We start from the raw sequence: 16520 nt of genomic DNA, 5'->3' as shown, positions 1-16520 counted from the left end.
AACGCGAGACCCGTCATGATCCACACCCGCCCCGGCGACGACGAAAGCTTCGAGAAGCAATCCGGCCGCTAACCTATTGCGGCGTCCCAATCGTACCGGTCGACCCGGTACCGACTGGCGATAAGCCCGCCTGCCGAATGAGCGTTGCCCAGCGCTTGTTTTCTGTCGCGATGTAGTTCGCGAAAGCTTCCGGCCCAAGCGGCTTGGCGACGCCGCCGATCGCCTCGTAGGCCTGTCGAACATCAGCCGTATTCAATGCATCCAGCGTCGCCTGCGCGGTCCGCTGCACGACATCCTTCGGCGTGCTGCTTGGCGCCAAAAGGCCGAACCAGGCCGCGACATCCAACTCCTTCAGCCCAATTTGAGAGACCGTCGGCACGTCAGGCGCGATCGGCAAACGCTCTCGCCCCATCACGGCGATCGGCTTCAGCGTGCCTTCTCGCATGTGCTTGACGAGATTGCTGCCGGTCTCGAGCATCAAATCCACGGCGCCGCGCTCGAACGCTTGTTGCAGCGGCCCGCCGCCCGCGAACGGGATGTGCACGGTTTCGATTCCGGTCTCGCGGCAGAACACTTCGGCGGCGAGATGCTGGATCGATCCGTTGCCGGATGAGCCGACGATGAGGCGCTTCGTCTTTGCGAGAGCGATGAGATCTTTCACGGACGCGACGCCGTGACGGCTCGCGACGCCGATGATAATCGGAAACTCGACCAGCATCGCGACCGGCGCGAGATCCTTCTGCGGATCGAACGCGCTCTGCACCAGGATGTGGTGATTGATCGCCAGCGGACCGGCGTGGCCGACGAGCAGCGTGTGTCCGTCGGGCTTTGCCTGCACGACCTGCAGCGCCGCGACATTGCCGCCGGCGCCCGGTTTGTAGTCACGCTCGATCGCCGCGCCGAGCGCAGCCTGCAGCGGTTGCTCCAATGGTTTGACGAGCGCGGTCGACGTTCCGCCCGGCGGGAACGCGATCACGATGCGGATCGGCTCATTCGCGAAAACACGATCGCTTGGAAGCACTGCTGTGGCAGCGGCGGCCGCGAGCACGCGCAGCAAAGTTCTGCGCGTGACATCTGCGGCCGACGGAGAAACCGAGAAGGTCATCCGTGGCGGTCTCACTTGTTGTTGTCGACGCTGCCCCGCCAGGCAACGTCACCTTATCTCAATCGCCGCAGGATGGACGATTCGTCGGCCGAAGTCGTTAATGGCCGCGATGAAGCGTTAATGGCCGAGATTCTTAACGATGCTCTCGGTCATCTTCTTCGCGTCGCCGAACAGCATCATGGTGTTGTCGCGGAAGAAGAGTTCGTTCTCGACGCCCGCATAGCCGGAGCCCATGCCGCGCTTGATGAACAACACCGTCTTCGCCTTCTCGACGTCGAGCACCGGCATGCCGTAGATCGGCGACGACTTGTCGGTCTTCGCCGACGGGTTCGTCACGTCGTTGGCGCCGATGACGTAAGCGACGTCCGCAGTGGCGAATTCCGAGTTGATGTCCTCGAGTTCGAACACCTCGTCATACGGCACGTTGGCTTCGGCGAGCAGCACGTTCATGTGGCCCGGCATACGGCCGGCGACCGGATGAATCGCGTACTTCACCTCGACACCCTCCTTCTTAAGGATGTCGGCCATTTCGCGGAGCGCGTGCTGCGCCTGTGCGACGGCCATGCCGTAACCCGGCACGACGATGACCTTCGATGCGTTCTTCATGATGAAGGCCGCATCTTCCGCCGAGCCCTGCTTGACCGGGCGCGCTTCGGCCTTCCCGCCGGCGGGGCCTGCGGTCTCGCCGCCGAAGCCGCCGAGGATGACCGAGATGAAGGAGCGGTTCATGCCCTTACACATGATGTAAGACAGGATCGCGCCGGACGAGCCGACCAGCGCGCCCGTGATGATGAGCGCCGAGTTCGACAGCGTGAAGCCGATGCCGGCAGCCGCCCAACCCGAATAAGAGTTGAGCATCGAGATGACGACCGGCATGTCGGCGCCGCCGATCGGGACGATGATCAGCACGCCGAGCACGAGCGCAACAAGCGTGATGAGCCAGAATAACGTGTGATTGCCGGTGATCGCGAAGATGACGATCATCACGAAGAGCAAGATCGCGAGACCGAGATTCACGACGTGACGCATCGGCAGAAGAATCGGCGCGCCGCTCATGCGGCCGTCGAGCTTCAGGAACGCGATGATCGAGCCCGTGAAGGTGATTGCGCCGATGGCAGCGCCAAGCGCCATTTCGACGAGGCTCGCGGTCTTGATGCCGGCACCGGTCGCAATCCCGAATGCATTCGGCGCATAGAGAGCCGCAGCGGCGACGAGCACGGCGGCGAGACCGACCAGCGAGTGGAAGGCCGCGACAAGTTGCGGCATCGCCGTCATCGGCACGCGCTTGGCGATCACGGCGCCGATGCCGCCACCGATGGCGAGACCGCCGATGAGCAACAGCCACGCGGTCGCGCCGATCGGCGGCTTGAGCGCGAGTGTCGTCAGGATCGCGATCGTCATGCCGATCATGCCGAACAGGTTGCCCTGGCGGCTGGTAACCGGGCTCGACAATCCGCGAAGCGACAGGATGAAGAGGATGGCGGCGACGAGATAAAGGAACGCTGCGAGATTGGCACTCATGGCGCGATCCTCACTTCTTCTTCTGGTACATGGCGAGCATGCGCTGCGTCACCAGGAAGCCGCCAAAAATGTTTACGCTGGCGAGGATCAATCCGAAGAAGCCGAGGGTCCGTGCCCATCCGCCGCCCGGATCGTTAGCGAGATCGACACCGACCGCGAGCAGCGCGCCGACCACGATGACCGACGAGATCGCGTTGGTGACCGACATCAGCGGCGTGTGCAGCGCCGGCGTCACCGACCAGACGACGTAGTAACCGACGAACACCGCGAGCGCGAAGATCGACAGCTGGAAGATGAAGGGGTCGATCGCCCCGCCCGTCGCGTGATGCAGCGCGGCGCCGGCAGCGTCGGCGTATTCCTGCGCGGCGCGCGCGGCCTGACGTGCCACTTCGACGGCGGCCTGCGCGCACTCGGCGGCTTTCTGTGGTGTCGCGGGTGCGACGCATTCGGCGGGCGGAGGCGCAATCGCCATGCTCGTCTCCTTGGGGACATTGCCCCGTGCGTTAAAAAATTAAGCTGCGGATTTCGGTTGAAAATTCGGATGCACGACGGCGCCGTCGCGCGTCAGCGCGGTCGCCTTCACGATCTCGTCGTCCCAGTTGATCGCGAGAGCCTTGCTCTCCTTGTTCACCAGGATTTCGAGGAATGCGTAGAGGTTGCGCGCGTAGAGGCTCGACGCCGTTGCGGCGAGACGGCCCGCCACGTTGTTGTGGCCGACGATTTTCACGCCGTTGATCTCGACGATCTCGCCGGCCTTCGCGCCTTCGACATTGCCGCCGCGCTCGACCGCGAGATCGATCAGCACGGAACCCGGACGCATCGAGTCGACCATCGCGGCCGAAACAAGCTTCGGTGCTGGACGGCCCGGAATGAGCGCCGTCGTGATGACGATGTCCTGCTTCTTGATGTGCTCGGCGACGAGTGCGGCTTGTTTGGCCTGATACTCTTTCGACATTTCCTTGGCGTAGCCACCGGCCGTCTGCGCGTTCTTGAATTCCTCGTCTTCGACGGCGAGGAATTTCGCACCCAAGCTTTCGACCTGCTCTTTCGTCGCCGGGCGCACGTCCGTCGCGGTGACGACGGCACCGAGGCGGCGCGCGGTCGCGATCGCCTGCAGGCCCGCAACGCCGACGCCCATGATGAAGATACGCGCGGCCGGAACGGTGCCGGCCGCCGTCATCATCATCGGCAGCGCGCGGCCGTATTCGGCCGTAGCGTCGATGACGGCGCGATAGCCCGCAAGGTTCGCTTGCGAGGAGAGAACGTCCATCACCTGCGCGCGCGTGATGCGCGGCATCAACTCCATCGCGAAGGCACTGACGCCCGCATCCGCCATCGCCTGCAGCGCAGGTTCATTGCCGTATGGGTCCATGATCGCGAAGACGGCTGCGCCGCGCTTGTAGCGCGTGAGTTCTTCGGCGCTCGGGCGGCGAACTTTGAGCACGACATCGGCGTCGCGCGTCGCGTCGGCCGAGATCGTGGCGCCGGCTGCTTCGTAGTCGCTGTCGCGGATGCCGGACTTCACGCCGGCACCCGGCTCGACCGCGATTTCGGCAGCGCCGAGCGCTTTGAGCTTCTTGATCGTTTCGGGAGTGGCTGCGACGCGCGGTTCACCGCCGTCGGATTCAAGGGGAATCGCGATCTTCATGGCGGCTGTCAAACCTCCCGTCACTCAAAACCAATTATCAAAGGGTGCCCGACCCGGAAGGGGCCGTCAAACGAGGAAATAGGCCATGCCAATCAGAAGGAGCACGCAGAAGATCGTGCCCCACTTCATGAGACCGATGAAGAGTTTGTAGGTGTGCTCGTGCTCGGAGTAGTCGTTGCCTTCCGCGGTCGCGTACTCGACCTTACCGTGGTCCGCCATGTGCCCCTGGGTCCTGTTGATTTCGCTGGTCTGGCAATATCGCAAATGCCGCCGCAGGGCAACGGCAGGCACTGATACATCAGCCTACAAAATCAAGGCTCTACGGGCGGCAACCCTGCGTCGAGAAGAGCGTCGGCCTGTCGTTTTGCGACTGCTTCCTGCGAGAAGTTGGCAATCGCCTCGTTGAACAACCGATAGTAGTTGAGTTCTGCGCGCAGATGCAGGAACACGCCGCCGAGGCCGATCGCCGCGCGGTCCATGAAGACGAACTCCCGCGGCACTTTGACCGGGCCTTTTTCCTTCAACGCGCGGTGCACTTCGAAGGCCTCGCGGCGCCCGTACTGCGACGGCTTGACGCCGTCGGCGATCGAGCGAACGCGGTCGTCGAGCAGCGGCCCGTAGATGAAGCGCGCCCAAATGTTCAAAATGTCGATGAGTTCGCGCGAGAGACCTTTAAAGCCCCACGTCTCGTAGGCGTGGACGACGCGGTCCATGTCGTTGTCGCGCAGGCCGCTGTAGAGATCGACGACGCCCTGCACGAAGCGCGGCGGGAAAATGCGGATGCATCCGTAGTCGAGCAAATTGATGCCGCCGGGCCGCGCGTCGCTCCCCTCGCCTTCCGCGAACACCGTGTAGTTGCCGAGATGCGGATCGCCGTGGATGACGCCGAAGCGGCTGAACGGTAGCCACCACGCCGTGAACATCGCGGTGCCGATGCGATTGCGGGTCTCGAGGTCCGCGTCCTTGTGCGAGAGCAAGGGCGTGCCGTCGAGCCAGTCGAGCGTCAGCAGACGACCGGTCGATAGCTCCGGCCACGCGTTCGGAACGCGGACGAGATCTTGCCCGGCGAGAATGCTGCGGTAGAGCGCGACGTGTTTCGCCTCGTGACGGTAGTCAAGTTCTTCGCGGACGCGCGCAGCAACTTCCTTCGCGATCTCCGACGTATCGATCGCGGGATCCATGCGGCGATGGATCGCAAACAGCCAGTCGAGCTGCTGCAGGTCCGCTTCGACGGCGGACTGCATGTCCGGATATTGGAGTTTGCAGGCGAGACGCGCGCCGTCGAGCGACACGGCGCGGTGCACTTGGCCGAGCGAAGCGGCAGCCGCCGGCTTGTGTTCGAACTCGGCGAATTTTTCCTGCCAGCCGGCGCCCAGCTCCGCCATCATGCGGCGCTTGACGAAAGCCCAACCCATCGGCGGCGCGTTGTTCTGCAGCGTGCCGAGCGCCTCGGCATATTCGGGCGGCAGCGCATCCGGGATGGTCGCCATCAACTGCGCGACCTTCATGATCGGGCCCTTCAGGCCACCGAGCGCCGCCGCGAGTTCGTTCGCGTTCTTGCCGCGATCGAGGCCGGTGCCGAACAAACGCGCCCCGGCGATCCGCGCCGCCACTCCCCCGACATTGGCGCCGACCCGCGCATAGCGCGCCGCGCGGGCCGAGAAACGATTGCGTTCGGAGTCGGTCATTCAGGGGTCTCGGTTGGCGGACCCCTTCAATCTATGTTCGCGATAGCGGCAGCGGTAGGGCTGCGCCCAAGCCACTGTACGGGCGGACCAAACTCAAACGTCATCCCGGCCGAGCATGACGCGCATTTGCGCGTCGCGAGAGCCGGGACCCACGTACCCCAATCGCCCGCAGGGATACGTGGGTCCCGGCTCGGCTGCGGCCGCGCTTCGCGCAGCCTTTCGCCGTCCGGGATGACAGCCGTGCGATGGGCCGCCCTCTCCCGCATTCGGCAAAAGCTGCAATCGCCCTACCCCTCCATCGCCTCCAGTTCGGCGATCATGCCCTCGATGACAGAGAGGCCGCCTTGCCAGAATTTCGGCTCGCGGGCATCGAGGCCGAAGGGTTTCAGGAGTTCCGAGTGGTGCTTGGTGCCGCCGGCCGACAGCATCGCGAGGTAGCGCTGGGCGAAGCCGTCGGACGCGTTCTCGTAGACCGCGTAGAGCGAGTTCACGAGGCAATCGCCAAACGCGTAGGCGTAGACGTAGAACGGCGAGTGAATGAAATGCGGGATGTAGGCCCAGAAGGTCTCGTAGCCTTCGCGCAGCTCGATGGCGGGGCCGAGGCTTTCGCCCTGCACGCTCATCCACAATTCGCCGACTTGGTCCGGCGTCAGCTCGCCGTCCTTGCGCGCAAGGTGAAGCTTGCGCTCGAACGAATAGAAGGCGATCTGCCGCACGACCGTGTTGATCATGTCCTCGACCTTGCCGGCGAGCAGCGCCTTGCGTTGCACCGGGTCCGTGATGGTGCCGAGCAATGCCTTGAAGGTCAGCATCTCGCCGAACACGCTGGCGGTTTCGGCGAGCGTCAGCGGCGTCGGCGCCATCAGCGCGCCGTTCGGCGCAGCGAGCACTTGATGCACGCCGTGACCGAGTTCATGCGCGAGCGTCATCACGTCGCGCGGCTTGCCCTGATAGTTGAGCAGCACATACGGGTGCGCCGACGGTACCGTCGGATGCGAGAATGCGCCCGGCTGTTTGCCGGGGCGCACCGGCGCGTCGATCCAGCGATCCGTGAAGAAGCGCTGCGCGACATCGGCCATCTTCGGTGAGAACGCGCGATAGGCGGACAGCACGGTGTCCTGCGCTTCGTTCCAACCGAACGTGCGCATCGGCACCAGCGGCAGCGGTGCGTTGCGATCCCAGTGCGGCAAAACCTCTTTGCCGAACCATTTCGCCTTGAGTTTGTAATAGCGATGCGACAGGCGCGGATAGGCTTCGCGCACGCTCTCGACCAGCGCGTCAACGACTTCACGCTCGACACGGTTCGACAGATGCCGCGCGTCGGCGACATCCTGGAAACCGCGCCAGCGATCCGAGATGTCCTTGTCTTTCGCGAGCGTATTCGTGATCAGCGAGAAGAGACGCAGGTTCTGCTGGAACGTCTTCGCCAACGCATTCGCGGCAGCTTCGCGCTTCGCGCCGTCGGCGTCCTGCATGAGATTGAGCGTCGGCTCGATCGCGAGTTCTTGTCCGTCGACATCGAAGCGTAGTCCCGAGATCGTCTCGTCGAACAAGCGATTCCATGCCGAGTATCCGGTGACGGATTTTTCGTGGAAGAGTTTCTCGAGCTTGTCGTCGAGCTGATACGGCTTTTCCTTGCGGATATCCTCGAGCCACGGGCGATAATGCGCGAGCGCTTCGCCTTTTAGCGCTTCTTCGACTACGGCTTCGTCGAGCTGGTTGAGTTCGAGCGCGAAGAACAGCAAATGCATCGACGCATTGGTCAGACGCTCTTGCGTATCGCCATAGAATTTCGCGCGCACGGGATCGCGCGTGTCGCCGACATAAAAGAGACCGGCATAGGACCCGAGGCGGCCGAGCAGATCTTCCAGCGCTTCGTAGCGGCGAACCGCGTCGACGAGTTTCCCGGATGTCGCAAGCGACGTTAGCTTGCCCTTGTAGTCGGTCTCGAATGCGATCGAATCGGTTTCGGCCTGCGCGAGGTCGCGCTTGAGCTCCGGCGAGTCATAGGCCGGGTAAAGATCGCCGAGATTCCATTCCGGGAGTGTGCCGAGATCGGCCGCCGACTTCGTCATAAGAGCGCCTTCCATTCACGAAGGGCGCACAATAGTCACCGCGCCGTCGCGTGCAAGGACGCGACGGAACCTGAGGTGCGGTCGATCAGACCAATGCGGCCAGCTGCGGCGCGAAATGCGTGGCGACTTCTGTCGCTTCCGCCATCACGGGCTCGACCTTCTCTTCGAAGAATTCACGCGCCGCGTACCAAAGACCCGCGACCTGCGCGATCATCCCGGCCTTGCCGGCCCGCAATGCGCGCGATGCGCTCTCGCCGAGCGTGCGCAGCCCCACCTTGTCGGCGACGACCTGCCCTGCTCCGTCCTCGACGATGTAGCGGCCGGCAACGCGCGATACGCACAGAACGCAGTCGTGATCCGGCGCCATGCCGACGAAATATGCCTGCGGTTCACCCAGTTCCGTCTCGCCGAATTCGAGACTTGCGACGATGCCGCTGGCGGTCGCCGGCGCATAGATCGCGCTCAAGGTGGCCATCTCGGCCTCGCTGAAGCCCTGCGCTTCGATTCGTCTAAATGGGAGTACGTTCATCGTCTTTCTGTTCAAACAGGAGGCGGTGGAGCTCCGGATCGTAAAACGCCACAAGTTGGCGGGCAAAAACGCTGGGCTCCACATTCAGCGCCAATGCCCAAGCTTCCATGCTCTCAGTCGGAACGCGGCCGAAGCCGTTTTCGACCTGCGACACAAACGTATAGTACTTGAGGCCCAGCTTCTGGGCGAGTTCCACCTGGGACAAACCGGCGTGATTGCGCAGCTGTTTTAGCCACGCACCGGCATTTTTCCGGAGGATTTTGGCCTCCGGCGCAGCCTTATGAAAATGCATCGACGACGTTCCCAAGGGTGGAACCCTCTTGATCCCTGCACCGTTCTTGCATTACTAGTTTCAAACTTACTGCACATGTCTTTAGTGCATAGACCTGCGCGCGTTTCTGCGTAGCACATTTAAGTTTGGTGCTGAAGGCCGCGCAGGTATCGGGGGAGGAGCCGATGCCAGTTCGACTGCCTGTCGCTGGTTCACAAACGCGTCATCAAGGCCCGCGACTGCTGGCGGCGATCCTTTCGATCGCTCTGGCCGCTACTGCCGCGACCGTCCTTTGGACGTTGCCGCGCCCGCTCGTGCTGCCGGTGCTGAGCACATTTCTGATCGCTGCGGCGATGAGTGTCGCCCTCTTCGCGTGGCGGCGGCAAGCGCCGCGCACCGGTAACGACGTCACCTATTGGGACGTCGCCGGCGCGCTGACGCTGTTCGGCATCGTCGCTGCTCTCATGAGCGATCCCTCCGAAGTCATTCCGATCCTCGAAGCGCAACGCAAGCCGTAACGGCTCGCGACGCTTTCCGCTGTTCATGTTTGGAGAATACCGATGTTTGAATGGATGACCGGCCCCGCCCTCACGGCACTCGCCCAAGTCATTATGATCGACCTAGTTCTTGCCGGCGACAATGCGGTCGTTATCGGCCTCGCTGCGGCCGGACTGCCGAAAGAGCAGCGCGCACGCGCGATCCTGGTCGGCATCGCGGCAGCCACCGTGCTGCGTATCGGCTTTGCGGCGGTCACCGCCCAACTGCTCTCGATCGTTGGCCTGCTGCTCGCCGGTGGACTGCTGCTGTTGTGGGTGTGCTGGAAGATGTGGCGCGAGTTGCGCCATCAGGTGCCGGAGCCAGCCGGCGGCGACTTCTCCGTCAACCCGGACGGCTCCGCGACAATGCATGGCGGTGGCCCGCCGCAAAAGACGTTCGCTCAAGCCTCGTGGCAAATCCTTATCGCGGACGTTTCGATGTCGCTCGACAACGTGCTCGCGGTTGCGGGCGCTGCACGCGAACACCCGTACATTCTGGTGTTCGGTCTCGTGCTCTCGATTGCGTTGATGGGTCTTGCCGCCAGCTACATCGCGAACCTGCTGCAGAAGCACCGCTGGATCGCTTACGTCGGCCTCGCGATCATTCTCTATGTCGCGGTCGAGATGATCTATCGCGGCTCGCTCGAAGTCGCACCGTTCGCGCGAGCCTGGGCGGGCTCGCTCGGGATCGGTGGTGGTTAGCGCAGGCGCTTAGCGCCCGCGCAGCCGCTGAAGCAGCGATCCGGAAGCAAAGCCGTCGGGCGTTAGCCCGGCGGAAGCCTGATAGCTGATGACGGCCATGCGGGTTTTGTGGCTCAAGCGCCCGTCCGATCCGGCATCGAAGCCGCGGCTGACGAGACGCTGTTGTAATTCGAGGCGTTCAGAACGCGACAGCACCTGCTCGTCCTGCGGCCAAGCCTGGACGAAAGCACCGCCGCCGCGCAGGCGGTCGGCGAGATGTCCGATGGCGAGAGCGTAAGCCTCTGACGGATTGTATTTCATGATGGCGAGGAAGTTGCCGGCCATCAGGAAGCCCGGGCCGCGCGCGCCAGCCGGCACCGTCAGGTAAGCCTTCGCATTCGGGTTCGGGAACGGGCGATCGCCGGCCCGGCGCAGGCCCATCTTTTCCCACTGCGCGATCGTGAGCTGCTTCGAACGATCCGCCATGATGTAGTTGAAGCGCTGCGGGACGACGACCTCGTAGCCCCAACCTTGCCCGGTCTGCCAGCCGCTCTTCTTGAGCATGTTCGACGTCGATGCGAAGAGGTCGGCCGGCGTCTCGATGATGTTGCGATGACCGTCGCCGTCGAAGTCGACGGCGTGACGCTTGAAGGCGGTCGGCATGAATTGCGTCGGACCGAACGCGCCGGCCCACGAGCCGCGCATCAGATCGGCGCGCACGTCGCCGCGATTGATGATCTCGAGCGCAGCGAGCAACTCCTCACGGAAGTATTCTTGACGACGGCCGACGCAGGCGAGCGTCGCGGTCGAGCGGACGACCGGGCGATCGCCCATGCGGGTCGAGTAGTTCGACTCGATGCCCCAGATGGCCGCGATGATATGACGGTCAACGCCGTATTGCCGCTCGACCTTGTCGAAGGTCGCGCGATGCTGTGCGAGCATCTCGCGCCCCTTCTGGATGCGGCTTTCGGTGACGAGAACGTCGAGATATTCCCAGAACGCTTTGGTAAACTCCGGCTGCGCGTCCATGAAGTCCATGATCTTCAGGTCGGGCGTCACGCCGCGCAGATTGGCGTCGAAGGTCGCGCGGGTGATGCCGCGCTTATGCGCGGCCGGCCACAGGCCTTCGATGCATTGAGGAAAACTTGCGGCCGACTGGCGGATCGCCTGTGCGGTCATCAGCGGGTGACCGGATGCGCCGGATTGGCCGCTCCAGACGGCCGGTGGCTTAGGTGCCGGAGCGGATTGCGTGACGGAACCGGTTGTAAAACGGGACGCACCGGTATTTTGGGCCGCGGAGGATGCCGGATAGCTCAACGACAAGGCGGCGGACAACAAGGCAAAATCACGCAAACGCGACATCAGATACTCACGCAAAAACAAGAACACCGAGGGGTTGATTAGGCCGTCATTACCCTTACGGTTGGCTTAACGATCCTGGCCCCGCAATCAGACTGCGACAGGTCACCACAGTGCCGTCGCATCCGGCGATAAGACGTTTCCGGTACAGGCAAATGTCTGAATCGCTTGAACCGCTTGGACTCAGTTTCTTAAAGTTCGCGTGATCTACCGAGCCTCCCCCTCCCACTGCTCTCAACGGATTTCAACGGACCTCCATGAAGCCCATCCGCAAAGCCGTGTTTCCCGTCGCCGGTCTCGGCACCCGGTTCCTTCCCGCCACCAAGGCCGTGCCCAAAGAGATGATGCCGGTCGTCGACCGCCCGGTGATCCAGCATGTGGTCGAGGAAGCGCGCGAAGCCGGCATCGAGCATTTCATCTTCATCACGGGCCGCAACAAAGGCTCGATCGAAGATCACTTCGACAAACAGTTCGAGCTCGACGTGACGCTTGCCAAACGCGGCAACAAGAAAACCGAGATCGAAATTCTCGCGGCTGGCCTTCCGGCGGCCGGTCAGACCAGCTTCACGCGCCAGCAGGAGCCGCTCGGGCTCGGCCACGCCGTCTGGTGCGCGCGCGATATCGTCGGCGACGAGCCGTTCGCGCTACTGCTGCCGGACATGTTGCATCTCGGCAAGCGCGGCGCCCTCGCCGGCATGATGGACGTCTACAAAGAATCCGCCGGCAACGTGATCGCGGTCTCCGAAGTGCCGCGCGAGCAGGTCCACCAATACGGCATCGTCGGCGTCGGCGAAGCTAAAGGTCCGGGCTTCCGCGTTACCGAGATGGTCGAGAAGCCGAAGGTCGAGGACGCTCCGTCGAACTACATGATCTCGGGCCGCTACATTCTGCAGCCGGAAATCTTCGGCCTGCTGGCCAAGCAAGGCGCCGGCGCGGGCGGCGAAATTCAGCTTACGGACTCGATGCTCACGCTCGCCAAAAGCCAAGACTTCTTCGGCTATCGCTTCGACGGCGAAATCTACGACACCGGGTCGAAGCTCGGCTTTCTGATGGCGAATGCGGCTTACGCGCTTGCCGACAAGTCGGTGTCGAAGCAATTCCGCGACGAGATTCAGAAGCTTCTCGGCAAAGCCTGAGATTCTGATTCCGGCTTAGCGCCCCTTGAGATGACACACACGGGTCGCCGAATGGCGGCCCGTTTGCCATTTGCAGCCCGCATTGCGTGGCTGGCGGTCATAAAGATGCACGCGCAGCTTTCGCTTCGGTCCGTAGGTCTGATGCGAGAAGTTATGGCCGCCGATATAGACGTTGCGGCCGAAGCGGACTTCGGCCTGCGCGCTCGATAGCGGCGCGAGGCACACGATCGCGGCCGCGATGATCAGACACGTTTTCATGCCACCGATGTCGCAGCCAATTGCGCGGTAATTCCGCGCGAATTGCGCAACCGCGAAGGCAAATTCACGTCAGCGCTGAAGCCGCAGTCCAACCAAGGCGACGGTTGCCGTGTAGTCGACGCCCGGATAGGTCGAGCGCATCCACTCCTGGCGCAGCTCGCCCTTGATCTGAACGCTGCGGTTCACGCGATACGTCAGCCCGATCGAGGCGAGGTAGCGTTTGTCGAAGCGCGTTACGAGCGTGTTGTTGAGCGGGAACTGGCCGATATAGTCGTCTTCGCCGTAGCCGAAGCGCGCGGTGCCGATCAGCCAGCGGCGGAAAGCGTGATCGACTTGGATGCCGTAATCGCGGCGCAGAACACCCGCAACGCCATCGACGGCGCTTTCGTCCGCGGTCGAGCGCGCGGTGAGGCGCACGGTCGTGAGACCCGTCGCGGACCAGATCAGCGATGCGTCCGCGATAACGCCGCGCAGTTCCGGCAGGTTCGCGTCCTTGTAAGTTCGCGTGATGTAGCCGATCGAGACTTCGCCGGTGAGCTTCCGGCTGATTTCGAACGTCGTACCGATCTTGCCGGTCACGCCGTCGGACGAGCGGCGGAATCCGAACGGATCGATCTCGATGTCGCGAACGCGCTTGTCGTAAGCGATTTCGGCGAACGGCTTGACGCCGGGCGTCAGCTCATAAGCCGCACGCAGCGCGACGCCGTATTGGTTGTAGTTGCGCGACTCGTTGCTGGCGGTGGTTCCGTTGGAGAACTCGGAATCCTGCCAGGTGGTACGGTCGATGCTGCCCTTGAGGCCCACCTCGAAGCGGTTGAATCGCTGCACGACGCCGAGATCGCCGCCGATCGTATTGCGGATCGGCAGTCGCGACAGCGCGGGCGACGGCACGTTCGGATCCGGATTGAGATCGGGGCTGTTCGGATAGTCGGTGGAGAGCAAGTCGCGCGCTTCGATATTCACCGTGGTGTCGCGCGTCACGTCGATGCGGCCACGCAGCCTCGCCTCCATGTTCGGCCGATTGAGGAACGGCTGGCCGTTATAGTCGATGTAACTGCCGCGAATATCCGCATCGAGCGCGTGCCGCGACCAGTTCGAATTGGCGACGAGTTCCGGCGCGAGCGTGTAGAACCACGCGCCCTTGCCGCCCGGGAAGCGCGACGGCTGGGTGTCGTAGCCGGTCGTCGCCTCGAAGGCGGGCCGTAGCGTGAAGGAGCCGGCGCGGATACCGACCGGCGCGAACGGATCGGCGTCGTCCTGCGGACGGCGCGGGCGTATGAGCGGCGTCGCGATGCCGGGAGGCAGCGGCGTGATCGATGCGCCGATGCGCCCTGCTTGCTGCGGCGCAATTCCGCTGCGGCGTCCCGGACGTGAGTCGGCTGTCGTCGACGGCGGCGGAGCGACACGGCGCGGCACCGCGCGTGGCACGTTCTGGCTCGGCGGCGGCAAGGTCGAACCGCTGGCGCCCGGAATAGCCGCAGGATCGGTCACGTTCGATGAGTTGAAACCGGTGCGGCCGGCGCTGGGCGAGCGCGGCGGCGTCTGGCGGCGGCCATCGCGGCGCTGCTGCGGACGGCGCTGGTAAAGCTGATCGGGGTCGTCGTCGGTTGCGGACGTCGTGCCGCGCAGGCGGACCTGCGCCTGGACATCGGACGCCATCAGCGCAGCCGTCAGGGCTCCCGCCCCCACGAGGCCGAGCCAGAACACGCGTCGTTGCCACTCCGAACGCACAAATGCTCTCCACGGGCCCCCGCTCCCGCGTGGCGCAGGAGCCCTATGGTTAATGGTGATAGAATGAGCATGGTTAACGCCGGGTTGATCTGGCGGCCTGCGCCCTGTCGTTTCGTGGGCGGTTTCGCGGCTTGCCCAGCGGCAATGTCGCGGTCGCCGGTGCGTCATCGTCGCCGGCGCAGACACAGTTGCGGCCGTGAGCCTTGGCGGCGACCAGCCGCCGCTCCGCCGTCGCCATCAGTTGCTCTAGCCCAAGCCCCGAGTCGCAGGCGCGGAACGCCATGCCGAAGCTTGCGGTGGTTTTGGTCCCGCCGAAGGTCACGAGCGACTTCTCGATATGCCGGCGCATCGCTTCGGCGGTCGCGAGCGCCGAATAACGGTCCCGCGCCGCGAACAGCATCGCGAACTCGTCGCCTCCGTAGCGTGCGAAGAGATCGCCCTCGCCGATATAGTGCCCGAGTTCGGTGGCGGTCTTCTTGAGCGTCTCATCGCCCGCGACGTAGCCGCCGGCGCTGTTGACCCATTTCAGCTCGTCGATATCGAAGACGACGATTGCGAGCGCGATCTCCTTTGCGTTGGCCGCTTCGACGACACGCTTTGCCCGCCGCAAGAACGCGACGCGGTTCAAGCAACCGGTAAGCTGGTCGGTTTCCGACAGGCGGTCGAACTGGTCGCTGATCCGCTGCTGATCGCGTTCGAGCTGGAGTTGATTGTCGCGCACGAGCGCGAGACCGGGAAACAGAGATTGCAGCTCACTCGCCACTTTCGACTTGAACGATGCATGCGCAAGATCGCCGCGCGCAATCGCTTCGATCTGCTCTTGCGCCCCGGCCAGCGGCTGAAAAACGCGGCGACGGAAGATCGACACAACGGCCAGCGAAATCACGAGCATAGCGCCGGTCGGAATCGCGGCCTGCACCGTCTTCCGGTACGCGGCATCGCGCTTGGCCTCGATCTTCCGGCGCGACGCATTCGCAATCGCCTCGAACACCTTCTCGATTGCATAAAGCCCTGGGATAAAGGCGTCGGCGAAGCTTTTCGACGTGTAAACGGCTTTCGCTTCGCCGCGCACAATCTGCGTTGCAAGAGGGACCGACGTCGCGACAAACAGGTTCTGCATCTCGCTCGCGGCGCGCTCGACATCCGCGTCGCCGAAGGCCGGACCGAGAACTCCGGTCAGTGAGCTCAGCAGCACAGCGATGCGTCCGATAGCTTCGTCGAACTCGCGCACCGCGCCGCGCTCGAGTTCCTTCTCGGACGGCGCCAGATAGAGAACGACCGACGCACCGAGCCTGCCGCCCTGCTCGCGCAACGCGCTGGCGGTCGTCACAAGCAGGATGTCGCTCGTGACATCCGGCGAAGACTTGATGACGGCCTGGCCGATCTTGTCGCGTAATCCCGACATGATGTCGCAAACCGCGAACATTGCACCGATCACATCGGCGACATGAGAATTCGCTCGCTGATCGATCGGCAGGGCGATCACGCCATTCACGGTGTCGCGCGCGTTGCCGAGGCGATCCTCCAACCGCTGCATGAGCGCCTGCAGCTCGCCCTGCGCACCAAAGCTCGCAACGAGCATTTGCTTGAACACGCCAAGCTCCGCGTCCGTGCGATCGCGCCGCGTCACGATCGTGCGTGCCGTATCCGGATTGGGATCGATCGCCGACAGCGCAGACATCGCGCGCTCGGCCGAGATCGCGTGCGTGAGACGCGTCGCAACGTGATGGTGCGAGAGCGCCTCTCCGGCGGCTTTGTATTGCGTGCAATCACTGCGGGCTTCGAAAACGAGGAAGAGCCCTAAGACAAGGCACCCTAAAACTATGGCGGCGCCACCGGCCCACTGCAGCCGGCCCAAACGGTCCGTATCCATTGTTCAAAATCCATTATCGGAATTATTTCTTATGCAATGGGAGGTATTTTAAACCGGGAGTCCTGCTAAGTGGTGAATCACAAGCCCCGGTAGTATCGGCATTCCGAGC

Annotated in this window: 16 protein-coding genes; 3 read left to right on the top strand and 13 right to left on the bottom strand. The window is 63.4% G+C overall.

Annotation, left to right across the window (positions count from 1 at the left end; genetic code table 11):
• Positions 1–73: 73 nt before the first annotated feature.
• The 9 genes from GJW30_RS12605 to GJW30_RS12565 all read right to left on the bottom strand — a co-directional run bounded on the left by GJW30_RS12605 (position 74) and on the right by GJW30_RS12565 (position 8858).
• Complete coding sequence (locus GJW30_RS12605) at positions 74–1105, bottom strand: Bug family tripartite tricarboxylate transporter substrate binding protein (RefSeq protein ID WP_096355831.1); 1032 nt, start codon at positions 1103–1105, stop codon at positions 74–76.
• 117 nt (positions 1106–1222) lie between these two features.
• Positions 1223–2626, bottom strand: coding sequence for an NAD(P)(+) transhydrogenase (Re/Si-specific) subunit beta (locus GJW30_RS12600; RefSeq protein WP_096355829.1), 1404 nt, complete (start codon positions 2624–2626; stop codon positions 1223–1225).
• 10 nt (positions 2627–2636) lie between these two features.
• Complete coding sequence (locus GJW30_RS12595) at positions 2637–3098, bottom strand: proton-translocating transhydrogenase family protein (protein ID WP_096355827.1); 462 nt, start codon at positions 3096–3098, stop codon at positions 2637–2639.
• Positions 3099–3137: 39 nt separating this feature from the next.
• Positions 3138–4274: a Re/Si-specific NAD(P)(+) transhydrogenase subunit alpha gene (locus tag GJW30_RS12590; protein ID WP_096355825.1), complete on the bottom strand. Its 1137-nt coding sequence runs from the start codon at positions 4272–4274 to the stop codon at positions 3138–3140.
• Between the two features lie 66 nt (positions 4275–4340).
• The gene (locus tag GJW30_RS12585) at positions 4341–4493 is read right to left on the bottom strand and encodes an aa3-type cytochrome c oxidase subunit IV (protein ID WP_096355823.1); all 153 of its coding nucleotides are present in this window, start codon (positions 4491–4493) and stop codon (positions 4341–4343) included.
• A 92-nt stretch (positions 4494–4585) separates the two neighbouring features.
• Positions 4586–5962 (bottom strand): ABC1 kinase family protein, encoded by a 1377-nt coding sequence (locus GJW30_RS12580; RefSeq protein ID WP_096355821.1) that lies wholly within the window; start codon positions 5960–5962, stop codon positions 4586–4588.
• Positions 5963–6249: 287 nt separating this feature from the next.
• The gene (locus tag GJW30_RS12575; RefSeq protein ID WP_096355819.1) at positions 6250–8052 is read right to left on the bottom strand and encodes a M3 family oligoendopeptidase; all 1803 of its coding nucleotides are present in this window, start codon (positions 8050–8052) and stop codon (positions 6250–6252) included.
• 70 nt (positions 8053–8122) lie between these two features.
• Positions 8123–8512: a hypothetical protein gene (locus GJW30_RS12570; protein WP_096355817.1), complete on the bottom strand. Its 390-nt coding sequence runs from the start codon at positions 8510–8512 to the stop codon at positions 8123–8125.
• Positions 8513–8546: 34 nt separating this feature from the next.
• Positions 8547–8858 (bottom strand): helix-turn-helix domain-containing protein, encoded by a 312-nt coding sequence (locus GJW30_RS12565; protein WP_197703726.1) that lies wholly within the window; start codon positions 8856–8858, stop codon positions 8547–8549.
• A gap of 164 nt (positions 8859–9022) precedes the next feature.
• Here GJW30_RS12565 and GJW30_RS12560 point away from each other — a divergent pair, with 164 nt between their 5' ends.
• A complete protein-coding gene (locus GJW30_RS12560) occupies positions 9023–9355 on the top strand; it encodes a hypothetical protein (protein ID WP_130364438.1) in 333 nt (110 codons plus the stop codon).
• Positions 9356–9397: 42 nt separating this feature from the next.
• Positions 9398–10075 carry a TerC family protein gene (locus tag GJW30_RS12555; protein ID WP_096355811.1) on the top strand — a complete coding sequence of 226 codons (678 nt, stop codon included), beginning with the start codon at positions 9398–9400 and terminating at the stop codon, positions 10073–10075.
• A gap of 9 nt (positions 10076–10084) precedes the next feature.
• Here the strand turns inward: GJW30_RS12555 and GJW30_RS12550 are convergent, their stop codons facing one another.
• Complete coding sequence (locus tag GJW30_RS12550; RefSeq protein ID WP_096355809.1) at positions 10085–11416, bottom strand: lytic murein transglycosylase; 1332 nt, start codon at positions 11414–11416, stop codon at positions 10085–10087.
• Between the two features lie 254 nt (positions 11417–11670).
• Between GJW30_RS12550 and galU the strand changes: the two genes are divergently transcribed.
• Positions 11671–12549, top strand: a complete 879-nt coding sequence (galU, locus tag GJW30_RS12545) for a UTP--glucose-1-phosphate uridylyltransferase GalU (RefSeq protein WP_096355807.1) — start codon at positions 11671–11673, stop codon at positions 12547–12549.
• 15 nt (positions 12550–12564) lie between these two features.
• Here the strand turns inward: galU and GJW30_RS12540 are convergent, their stop codons facing one another.
• From GJW30_RS12540 to GJW30_RS12530, 3 genes are all read right to left on the bottom strand, one after another.
• Positions 12565–12807 carry a hypothetical protein gene (locus tag GJW30_RS12540; protein WP_096355805.1) on the bottom strand — a complete coding sequence of 81 codons (243 nt, stop codon included), beginning with the start codon at positions 12805–12807 and terminating at the stop codon, positions 12565–12567.
• 69 nt (positions 12808–12876) lie between these two features.
• Complete coding sequence (locus tag GJW30_RS12535; protein WP_157746752.1) at positions 12877–14466, bottom strand: outer membrane beta-barrel protein; 1590 nt, start codon at positions 14464–14466, stop codon at positions 12877–12879.
• 145 nt (positions 14467–14611) lie between these two features.
• Complete coding sequence (locus GJW30_RS12530; RefSeq protein WP_096355801.1) at positions 14612–16411, bottom strand: GGDEF domain-containing protein; 1800 nt, start codon at positions 16409–16411, stop codon at positions 14612–14614.
• Positions 16412–16520: the final 109 nt, after the last annotated feature.

Origin of the sequence: Variibacter gotjawalensis (assembly GCF_002355335.1) — a bacterium.
Classification (GTDB): Bacteria; Pseudomonadota; Alphaproteobacteria; order Rhizobiales; family Xanthobacteraceae; genus Variibacter; species Variibacter gotjawalensis.
This window is presented reverse-complemented; position numbering and strand designations above follow the sequence as displayed.